Origin of the sequence: Corallococcus interemptor (genome assembly GCF_003668875.1) — a bacterium.
GTDB classification, from domain to species: Bacteria; Myxococcota; Myxococcia; order Myxococcales; family Myxococcaceae; genus Corallococcus; species Corallococcus interemptor.
On record NZ_RAWM01000104.1, the window covers coordinates 24,444 to 32,674 of the forward strand.

Sequence of the window (8,231 nt, forward strand, 5' to 3'; positions counted from 1 at the left end):
ACATGAAAAAGGCCCCAGCTTCATCAGCGGGGGCCTTCCTGTCCGCACGGGTACGACCGCGGGGCGTCAGCTCTCCGCGGGGTGCTCGGTGCCCTCGCCGCTCGCCGGCGTGGACGTGGCACTGCTGTGCTTGTTGCGCCAGCGGTCCACCAGCAAGAGCAGCGCGGGGAAGCCCACCAGCACGATGACCATGTTCACCGCGAAGCCCAGGTTGGCCAGGTCACCAATGGAGTTGAGGCCCGGGTGCTTGGCGAACACCAGCGCCAGGAAGCCGATGGCGCTGGTCAACAGGCCGCCGGTGATGGCCCGGCCCGTCTCCGCGTAGACCGTGACGAAGTCCGCGCCCGGCTCACCCAGGCGCTCAATCAGGTGCACGCCCGCGTCCACCGTCGTGCCGATGAGCACCGGGATGACGACGATGTTCAGGTAGTTGAACTGCAGGCCCATCAGCGACATCAGGCCCACCAGCGCCGCGATGGACAGCAGCGTGGGCAGCATGCAGATGACCGCGTTGCGCAAGCTCCCCAGCGTCAGCCACATGGCCAAAAAGACGCTGACCACCGCGGCCACCAGGATGCGCGGGCCCTCGGAGGCCACCATGTCCAGGATGTCCGCCAGGATGAGCGCCTCGCCCGCCGCGGACACCTGGCTGCCGTCCGGCATCTGGAGGTTGCGCACCTCCTTGGTGAAGCGCCGCGTGCCCATGCCGTCCGACAGGCTCACGTTCGCGTAGACGAGCACCACGCCGCCCTTCTGGCCGGCCGCGGGCTCGAACTGGCGGCGCAGGCCCACCGGCAGGTCCTCGCGCACGAAGGGCTTCGCGGCCGTCATCTTCACCGCGCGCAGCAGGTCGTCACGCTGGGCCTTGTCCACGCGCTCCGGGTCGATGCGCTGGAGCTTCTGGTGGATGGACTGCAAGAGCGCGTGCTTCTCCTCCTGCTGCGGCGGCACCAGGTCCTCCAGCGCGCCCACGAAGTCGATGGTGGACTCCTTGCCGAACTTCTCCTTGCGCGCCTGGAGCTGCTTCACGACCTCGCGCTCCATGGACTCGGAGTCCGTCAGCACCACCACCGGCGTCGCGGAGTAACCCAGGATGTGGTCGATGCGCCGGTCCAGCCGCACGCTGGGCAGCGACACGTCATCCAGCTTGGTGGAGTCGTAGTTGAAGCTCACCCGGTACGCCTGGCTGATGAGCCCCACCAGCCCCACGCCGATGACGATGGCCACCGCGCGGTAGTGGCGCGGCAGGAAGCGCGCGAGCATCGCCATGGGCCCGGACTGCGCCTGGTGCTCGCGCGGCACCCAGCCCCAGCGCGACACCAGCCCCAGCAGCGCCGGCAGGATGAGCAGGTACGACGCCACGCTCACCATCATGCCCACCGCCGCGATGACGCCGAACTCGTGGAACGCCCTGAACTCCGACCACGACAGGGAGAGGAACGTGAGCGCCGCCACCAGCGCGGAGATGAGCGCGGAGAAGCCCGTGTGCCGGAACGTCTCGCGCACCGCCTCCTCCGACGTCATGCCCTCCGAGCGCAGCGTGCCCCAGCGCCCCAGCAGGTGGATGCCGTGCTCCACGCCCAGGCCGCCCAGCACCGCGGCGAGGAAGCCCGTCAGGAGATTGACCTGCCCGTACGCGATGCCCACGAAGCCGTAGGTCCACGACAGGCCCGCGACCACGGGCACCATGGTGAGGCCCACGGACAGCGCGCTGCGGAAGTGGAAGACGAGGTAGGCCAGCAGCAGCACCAGCGCCAGCGTGGACGCGCGCGCCAGGTCGCCGGTGATGACCGCCTGCTGATCAATCTTCTTCTTGAACGTGCCGGTGACGGCCGTGTGGAAGCCGGGGCCGTACTTCGACAGGTCCTGCTTCGCCAGGTAGTCCTCCACCTGGGCGATGACCTTCTTGGAGTAGCCCAGGTCCGCGGAGGAGCCCTTGGCCTTGAGGAGCATCACCACCATGCGCTCCTGCGGATCCAGGTAGTACGTGCCACCCTGCCCCGCGAGCCGCATGTTCGCGCCGCCGGTGTACTTCTGCTGGATGTCGCTGAAGTCCAGCGACGGGGCCGGCTCCTCCTCCAGGCGCACGAAGAGCGGGTTGGCCTGCTCCTTCTCCCACGCGAACCTCGCGTCGATGCGCTGCTCGATGGTCTTCAGGTCCGGCAGGTCCACGTAGTAGAGGCCGCGCTCCTCGAAGAACTGGCTGGGCCGCTGCGCGTTGACGAAGCGGATCTCCGACAGGGCCGCCAGCTTCGGGGCCAGGTCATCCACGAACTGCTTGAGCTGCTCCGGCTCCGCGCCGATGCCGGCCACCACCACGTTGCCCTGACCGCCGAAGCGCGTGCGCAGCTTCTCCAGGTCCTGGACGGACGGGAACGACTTGGGCAGCAGGTTCGCCAGGTCCGCGTTGAGGCGCAGGTCGCGCGCGAAGAAGGCGCCCAGACCCGTGAGGACCAGCGTCACGAACAGCGCCACCCAGGGCCTGCGGTGGCTGCGGGCCGCCAGGGAGCCCATCGCCGCCTCGAACCGTCCGGACCACCGCGTCTCACTCATGGATGTGATTTCCTGCTGTAGGCCCGCGCCGCGTAACGGCCGGGGACAACCTTGAGCCCGAACGAACCGGGCCGCTCACGCGTATATGCCCCGGGCCACCGTGCGTCCAGGCATCGGCCCGGGGCCTCCGCCGGCTGGATGCCCTGTCCGGGGGAACAAAGGGCGCATCAACAAACGCCGCCATGTATGCCGCCGCCGCGCGAGCCATGCCAGCGGATCCGCGCCCCTCTGGGGATTGAGGCATTTTGCCCCAGGCTTGCCGACACCGGCGGCCGGGGGGCCCGGCCCCTCGCGCGGTGTGCCGGAGGGTGGCGGGATGGGCAGCTTTGCCTCGACGCGGGCCCTGCCGGGAAGCAGGCGCCGCGAGGAGGGGATGCCGCCCGCGCGGCCCCGGTCCGGCCAGTGCCGGCTCCCGGAGCGCGGGCGCCCGGGACACATGGGCTCGAACCCGTCTTCATCCGCGGAGCGCTCGTGGATGCACCGCGTGGAACGCACGATGGGTGCGTTGGCCGCGCACAACCACCGCCGCCCCGTCATCGCGCTCGTCTGCGCGCTCGTGCTGTCCGTCGTGGGGCTCCTGTCCGCCCGTCACCTGGCGCTCAACGCGAACCTGGTGGACCTGCTGCCCCAATCCTTCCAGAGCGTGCAGGCCATCCACACGCTGGAGCAGCGCTTTGGCGCGCAGGGCTGGGTGGTGGTGGTGGGCGAGGACGGGGACCCGGCGCAGCTCCAGCGCTTCGCGGAGGACCTGGCGCCGAAGCTGGAGGCGCTGCCGGGCATCCGCTACGTGGAAATCACCCGGCCCAGCAGCTTCTTCCGCAGCCACGCGCTCTACTTCTTGTCGCCAGAAGACCTGAAGGAGGTGGAGCACCGCATCGACGCGCGCCTCACCTGGGAGAAGGCGCGCGCCAACCCGCTCTTCGTGCCGCTGGACGACGACCCGGCCCCGTCGCTGGACTTCTCCGACCTGGAGAAGAAGTACGGCGGCAACGCGGTGACGCGCCTGTCCAGCCACCCCAGTGACTACTACCTGGACCCCTCCGCGCGCCGCGTGGTGGTGCTGGCCAAGCCGGAGGTGTCCTCCGCGGACCTCACCTTCTCCACGAAGATCGTCGAGGAGGTGCAGGGCGTGCTGCGGCAGCAGGACCTGTCGAAGTACGGCCCCGGCTTCCGCACGGCCATCACCGGTTCGTTCCAGAAGAAGATGGATCAACAGGCGCAGATCACCCGCGACGTGGCGGTGTCCTCCACCGTGGCCACGGTGCTGGTGCTGCTCTACCTGTTCCTGCACTTCCGGGGCGCGCTCGCGGTGGGGCTGGTGCTGGCGCCGGTGGGCGCGGGCCTCGCGTGGACGTACGGCCTGGTGGCCGTGGCGTATGGCCGGGTGAACCTGCTCACGGCCTTCCTGGGCGCCATCCTGGGCGGCCTGGGCGTGGAGCACGGCATCCACCTGCTGGGCCGCTACCTCGCGCTGCGCGGCGAGGGGCGTTCGTCGGAGGGCGCCACGCGCGAGTCGTTCACGCACACGGGAGGCGCGGCGCTGGTGTCCGCGCTGGTGGCGGCGCTCACCTTCTTCGTGCTGGGCACGTCGCAGCTGACCGCGTTCCGCGAGTTCGGCGTCATCGCGGGCGTGGGCATGCTGGTGCTCGTGCTCGCGTACGTGGTGGTGCTGCCGGCGCTGCTGGGGCTGGTGTCGCGCTGGGGCTGGAACCCGCGACCCTCCTCCACGGAGACGACGGAGGCGCCGCTGGGCCGCGTCATCACCCACCGGCGCGGGCTGCTCACCGCCGTGTCCGCGCTCGTGGTGGTGGGCCTGCTCACGCAGCTGCCGCGCGTGCGGTTCGACTACGACATCTCCTCGCTGCAGGACCAGCGGCTGGACTCGTTCGTCCTGGACCGCGCCGTGAACCAGCTCATCGGCTATTCGCAGGTCCCGCTGGTGGTGCTCACGCACTCGCGCGAGGAGGAGGCGGCCGTCGTGCGCGAGCTCCAGGAGCGCAAGCGGCAGCGGGGCGAGTCCTCCACGGTGGACTTCGTGGCGGCGCTCGCGAGCCTGGTGCCGGAGCGGCAGCAGGAGAAGCAGGCCATCCTCCAGGACATCGGGAGGCTGCTGGAGGACGTGCCCGAAGGGCGGCTCACCCCGGAGCAGCGCGGACGGCTGGAGGAGCTGAGGAGGCAGGTGCGGGCGAAGCCCTTCACGGAGGCGGACCTGCCCTCCAGCGTGCGCCAGCAGTTCCAGGGGCGCGGCGGCCCGGGCACCGGCTTCGTGCTGGTGTATCCGTCCGCGGACCAGTCCAACGGCCAGGCCATGCGCCGGCTGGCGAAGGAGGTCCGCGGGGTGGCGCTGCCGGATGGCCGGACCGCGGTGGTGGCGGGCGAGGCGATGGTGCAGGCGGACATCTTCGACACCGTGTCGCGCGAGGCGCCGTACATCCTGCTGGGCTCCACGCTCATGGTGCTGCTGGCCATGTGGGTGACGCTGGGCGGGCTGCGCAGCGCGCTGCTGTGCCTGATGCCCACGGTGGTGTCGCTGTTCGCGGTGCTGGGGCTGATGCCGCTGCTGCGCATGGAGTTCAACTACCTCAACATCCTGGTCATCCCGGTGCTCATCGGGACGACGGTGGACGCGGGCGTGCACCTCATCACGCGGCTCGCGTCGCCGGGCAGCGACTTCGTGCGGGTGTATTCGGAGACGGGCAAGGCCATCTGCGGGGGCCTGCTCACGAGCGCGGTGGGCTTTGGCGCGCTGCTGCTGGCGGATCACCCGGGGCTCAACTCGATTGGCGCCCTGGCGAACGTGGGGTTCGGGATGAACCTGCTCATCATGCTGGTGACCTTCCCGGCCCTGCTGCTGGTGCTCTCCGAGCGCAAGCGGCGCCACCGCGCGGTTCCCCCACGGCTCCGGGGTGAGCACCTCATGGGAAGAGGCCAGGGTCCTCACCGGCCCACGCCCTTTCATTAGGCCGAGGCGTCGTCCGCCCGGCCCCACCCGGCAAGGAGCAGCACGATGTCTCAGCAATGGATCTGGATGAGCGTGGCGGCCGGGACCCTGGCGCTGGGCTCCGCGCACGCGCAGGTGGATCCGAACTCCGCCGGCGCCATCACCACGAGTCAGCCGAACCCGGGTGCGGCGCCGGGCACCCCCGACCCCATCAACAGTGTGTCGGCCAGTCCGACGACGCCGCTCATTGGCAATGTCACCGGCGCGAACTCGGGCACCGGCGGCAGCGGCACCAGCACGGGCGCGGTGATTCCGCAGCCGTACAGCGCACAGCCCTTCGTCTCCGGCAACTCGCCTGACACGCTGCCGCCCAGCCCGGGCACCGCCACCACCGTGACGGGCGGAGGCAGCGTGGTGGCGCCCGGCTCCGCGACCACCGTGACGGGCACGGGCGCGGTGCTGCCCGGCAGCACCTCCACCGTGGCGGGCTCCACGGGCTCCACCGCCACCATGGGCGCGCTGATGCCACCCGCGACGACCACGCCGGGCACCTCGCTGCCGGGTGCCTCCAACAGCACCGTGACACCGGGGACACCCACGGGGACCCTGTCCAGCACGGGCGCGGTGCTGCCTCCGGCCACCGGCCTCACGCCCCCTGGCATCACGGGCTCGCAGCCCGGCACCGCCCAGCCCCCCACGCTGTCGCCGGACAGCAACACGTCCAGCAACTCCGTGACGCCCATTGGCGGCGGCAACGTGACCCAACCCGTCGGCCCCTGAGCTTTCGAACCAGATGCCATACAGAAAGACGGCAAGTCCCTCATTCGATGAGGAGCTTGCCGTCTTTCGCTACGGATGAGGGGTAATCGCGATAATCGTTACGACGTTCTTGCCCGGTCCGTAGTGCCAAAAAACCCTATACGCGCCCGGCGTATTGTTCTCGGCATATGCCTCGAACACCTCTTCGCCATCCTTCCCCTCCAAAGAGTCGTACTTATGGGTCTGGAGGCTGCGGTGGCGAAGGTCAATCTCCATCAGGCCCAGCGTCTTTCTTACGGCTTCAAGCCGCTTAGCCAAGCCTTTATCCGCCTCCAAAGCTGCAAGGTTGGACTCTGCCTCCTTGGTGAAAAGGAGCTTATTCGTCGGCATACGCGGCGAAGCTTCCGAGCTCCTTCACTTCGCCCCGAGCGGACTGCTCCAACCCCTTCTTTACCGAACCCAGGGCCTTCCGGTTCTTGAAGATCCAAGCTTCCTTGGCGGGGATTTCCACGTGTGGGTGCAGAATCAAGGTGCCGTCTTTGCTCTCTTCGATGGTGTAGCTGCTTACGCCAGCTGCCAGCGCGCCCAAGGTCACTCGCCCCTTGCTATCCGGCCTTACGATTTGGACCGGCACGTCCGCGCGCATGCTCATTTTGGTTTCCCCTCGAAGCATCAATCGACGATGTAAAGTTATCTAGCGGTGGGACTTAACTCAAGTGGGAACCTGATTTACTCCCACCAAGATTAAATCCCACCAGAACGTTTCGCCCTGGTTTGACACTTTCCCTCCCCCCAAAGGGCAAAGTCGCCTCGCGCAAGCCTCCCCTTCCGCCCGCCCCTGCCGTCCCCCGAGCAGGCAGGCGGATGAGCCACCCCTGCACACACCCTGGGGCCTGCTCACCTTCGGTCCTGCAGGCAGCCAGGACCTTTCAAGCAGTCAGACACCTACTCGGGGGAATCCACATGAAGAAGTTCCTGAAGACCCAGCTGACGGTGGCGGCGGTTCTCGCGGGCGCGCTTGCGCTCGGCACGGGCTGTAAGTCGGATCAATCCGCGACGCGCGGCACCGAACCGGCGCCCGCATCCGACTCCACCATGCCCACGGACTCCAGCGGCACGGGCACGGACACTTCCGGCTCCGGCACCACGACCACGCCTCCGCCCAGCAGCGGCGGCTCCGGCTACGACACGGGCAGTACGTCGCAGGACTCCACGCTGCCTCCGTCCGACATGAGCACCGGCGGCTCCGGCACGACGGATGACTCCACGCTGCCGCCCGCCAGCGACGACAGCAGCACCATGGATCCGGGCACCGGCGGCGCGGGCACCGGCGAGGCCGAGCCCGGCGTGCACGACGGCGAGATGACCGAGCCGGGCACGGGCGGCTCCGGTCTGTCCACGGACGACAACGCCATCCCGGACGACAGCACCCTGCCCAACGACTCCACGCTGGATCCGAACAGCTCCGGCGCCAAGGGCAACATGACCACGCCGGTGCCGGACTCCACCGGCACGATGGCGCCCAACAACGGCACCACGCGCTAATCGCAAGCACGTGACTTGAAGGAGCGCCCGTGACCCTCACCGGTCGCGGGCGCTTCGCCATTTCCGGAGGACGCGCGAAACAACGAGACCCCGCCGACGCTCGAGGGCGTCAGCGGGGTCCTGGAGACAGCGCGGCCCGCGGGATGATCAGGTCACCTTGACGCCTGGCGAGTAGGGCTGGCCCACCGGCTCGATGATGCGCGGGCTCCCGTTGTCACCCGGGCCATTGCCGGGACCGCCACCCGGGTCGAAGGTGGACGGCACGTGGTGCTCCAGCCGTTCATCCTCCTCCGTTCCGGCTTCGCGCGCCGGTGCGGGAGGCAGCCCCTCCAGGGGAATGTGCAACACGTCCTTCTTGCTCATGACGAACGCCTCCTTTCCCTCTTCAGGGTGGGCCGCGTAGGGGTTTTCCGCCACCGGACGCCCCCCCGCC

Annotated in this window: 7 protein-coding genes; 3 read left to right on the forward strand and 4 right to left on the reverse strand. The window is 69.2% G+C overall.

Annotation, left to right across the window (positions count from 1 at the left end; genetic code table 11):
* Positions 1 to 66: 66 nt before the first annotated feature.
* Complete coding sequence (locus tag D7X96_RS28845; RefSeq protein WP_120548425.1) at positions 67 to 2,553, reverse strand: efflux RND transporter permease subunit; 2,487 nt, start codon at positions 2,551 to 2,553, stop codon at positions 67 to 69.
* 475 nt (positions 2,554 to 3,028) lie between these two features.
* Here D7X96_RS28845 and D7X96_RS28850 point away from each other — a divergent pair, with 475 nt between their 5' ends.
* Both D7X96_RS28850 and D7X96_RS28855 read left to right on the forward strand, forming a co-directional pair.
* Positions 3,029 to 5,515, forward strand: a complete 2,487-nt coding sequence (locus D7X96_RS28850; RefSeq protein WP_244219761.1) for an efflux RND transporter permease subunit — start codon at positions 3,029 to 3,031, stop codon at positions 5,513 to 5,515.
* Positions 5,516 to 5,560: 45 nt separating this feature from the next.
* Positions 5,561 to 6,274 carry a hypothetical protein gene (locus D7X96_RS28855; protein ID WP_147442735.1) on the forward strand — a complete coding sequence of 238 codons (714 nt, stop codon included), beginning with the start codon at positions 5,561 to 5,563 and terminating at the stop codon, positions 6,272 to 6,274.
* Between the two features lie 69 nt (positions 6,275 to 6,343).
* On the opposite strand, the gene D7X96_RS41180 is transcribed toward D7X96_RS28855, so the two are convergent.
* Positions 6,344 to 6,643: a hypothetical protein gene (locus D7X96_RS41180; RefSeq protein WP_121771223.1), complete on the reverse strand. Its 300-nt coding sequence runs from the start codon at positions 6,641 to 6,643 to the stop codon at positions 6,344 to 6,346.
* Positions 6,630 to 6,905 (reverse strand): hypothetical protein, encoded by a 276-nt coding sequence (locus D7X96_RS28865; RefSeq protein ID WP_208647393.1) that lies wholly within the window; start codon positions 6,903 to 6,905, stop codon positions 6,630 to 6,632. Before D7X96_RS28865 ends, D7X96_RS41180 begins: the two co-directional genes overlap by 14 nt.
* A gap of 311 nt (positions 6,906 to 7,216) precedes the next feature.
* Between D7X96_RS28865 and D7X96_RS28870 the strand changes: the two genes are divergently transcribed.
* Positions 7,217 to 7,798: a hypothetical protein gene (locus tag D7X96_RS28870; protein WP_120548423.1), complete on the forward strand. Its 582-nt coding sequence runs from the start codon at positions 7,217 to 7,219 to the stop codon at positions 7,796 to 7,798.
* 147 nt (positions 7,799 to 7,945) lie between these two features.
* Here D7X96_RS28870 and D7X96_RS28875 read toward each other — a convergent pair.
* The coding region (locus D7X96_RS28875; RefSeq protein WP_306449841.1) for a hypothetical protein at positions 7,946 to 8,231 on the reverse strand (286 nt) is incomplete at its 5' end.

Coding starts and splice junctions, on each gene's coding strand:
- D7X96_RS28845 (WP_120548425.1), bottom strand. CDS start 2,553: ATGAGTGAGACGCGGTGGTCCGGACGGTTCGAGGCGGCGATGGGCTCC.
- D7X96_RS28850 (WP_244219761.1), top strand. CDS start 3,029: ATGCACCGCGTGGAACGCACGATGGGTGCGTTGGCCGCGCACAACCAC.
- D7X96_RS28855 (WP_147442735.1), top strand. CDS start 5,561: ATGTCTCAGCAATGGATCTGGATGAGCGTGGCGGCCGGGACCCTGGCG.
- D7X96_RS41180 (WP_121771223.1), bottom strand. CDS start 6,643: ATGCCGACGAATAAGCTCCTTTTCACCAAGGAGGCAGAGTCCAACCTT.
- D7X96_RS28865 (WP_208647393.1), bottom strand. CDS start 6,905: ATGAGCATGCGCGCGGACGTGCCGGTCCAAATCGTAAGGCCGGATAGC.
- D7X96_RS28870 (WP_120548423.1), top strand. CDS start 7,217: ATGAAGAAGTTCCTGAAGACCCAGCTGACGGTGGCGGCGGTTCTCGCG.